The sequence below is a fragment of the Flavobacterium collinsii genome (assembly GCF_902804485.1).
GTDB lineage: Bacteria > Bacteroidota > Bacteroidia > Flavobacteriales > Flavobacteriaceae > Flavobacterium > Flavobacterium collinsii.
The window spans coordinates 1-1,656 of sequence record NZ_CADCST010000200.1 but is presented as its reverse complement, the minus strand read 5'-3'; the positions used below and the strand labels follow the sequence as shown (position 1 = coordinate 1,656).

At 26.3% G+C, this 1,656-nt stretch carries 1 protein-coding gene; it reads left to right on the top strand.

The window, feature by feature from the left end; translation table 11 throughout:
- Positions 1-1,656: PIN domain-containing protein (locus FLA105534_RS23675; protein WP_173968533.1), on the top strand; the 1,656-nt coding region annotated here is incomplete at both ends.

The window sequence follows — 1,656 nt, the reverse complement described above, 5'->3', positions numbered from 1 at the left end:
AAACAGTTACATGATAAAGATGATGACGAAAGAGGGAAATATAAGGAATTACTTCAATTATTAAAATTTTGGAGAGAGAATAATTCAGATATAGATGAGCTATTACTTGGATTTGAACATAATTTCTATGTCGAGATAGATGATGTAAATAATCTTGAGGAGATAGATGAACTTTTGTACAAAGAGTTTCCTAATGATGAACAATACTTGTTTTTTTATTTAGCTACTCTTGAAAGAAAAAAATCATTTGATAAAATTGATGAAATCTGTAATGATATTAAAAACGTTTTTGATGATGAAGCTATAGGAGTAAATATTAGCTTTATTATGATTCGTAATAATATTAAGATTTCAAAAGGATTTGAAATTTTATATAATTTAGCACTCGATATTAATAATACTAATGCGAGAAAAAACTATTTTACAGCTTCATTATTACTTAAAGATTTTTTTGAACAGTATGAGGAAGTGGCATTGGGTTATTGGGTCGCATATAGTGTAAATGGAAAGATTGAAAAGAAGAAAATTACAAATGCAGGAGGATTTAATAAAGAATTTATAGGTAAGAAAAAAGGAGAATCCTTTTCCACTAAATCTTCAATGTCTAATAATCTTAATACAATTGTAATCATTGAGATTTATAATGATGCTATGAAATTGTTCCGAGATATTTCAGAAGAAGCAAATAATCCGATTAATGAATTAGGTTTTGAATCAATTCAAATACCTAAAGATGCGGAAGGAATGAAAAAATTTCTGATTGAACAATTCGGGGTTTCCGGTACTCAAGAAAAGGAAAGAGTAGATAACCTTTTAAATGATTATTATGGTTATAAAGTTGGTTTTACCGAAATAGTGAGAGGAGTTTTTAGAGAAAATTATATAAATGCGTATTTGCATTTGACCAATTTTAAGGGATGTAAGTACACCACGTTACCGATTGTATTTTCCCAGAAAATTACTTCTAGTGATGAGGTCAAATTTATTCTAGATTTCAGTACTTTGTTATTATTCTTTTCTTTAAGAAGAGATATGGATTTTAAGTTTAAGCATAAATTTAAAATATCTTATTTGATTAAGAAAGAAATCGAGGATGAATTATTAGAACTTAAAAATTCACCAGAATCCTCGATGAGTATTCAAATTACGACGGAAGGTATAACAAGATATGATATCCCCGAGAATTATAAGGAAAAGAGAACAGAGTTTATAAATTCAATACTTGTTTGGATTGATGAAAATTGCGAAATTGATTTTGTTGAAGAAAAATTAGATTTGGTTCCAAAATTGAAGCAAAATGAAATAGGATTAGATTCTAATAATATGAAACTGCTAGTTGATTATCTGCATCTTTCAATGAGAGAAAATCATAAATTAATTAGTAGCGATACGACCTTATTTTTGTTTAAAAGAAATGCAAACTTGTATAGTAATATAATTAATCCAGAAAAATATCTTATAACCTTTTATCCAGAGAAATGTAATACGGATTTTTACAGATACTTACTAAAAAACAATTATTTAGGAATTGATATTAACCTTGAAACTTTAAAAAATGAATTTTTTGATTTTATAACTGGCAGAGAAAATTATTATCTTTTAGTATTAGAGAATTTGCAGTTTTATATAAATCATAATCCTAATATAATTATTATA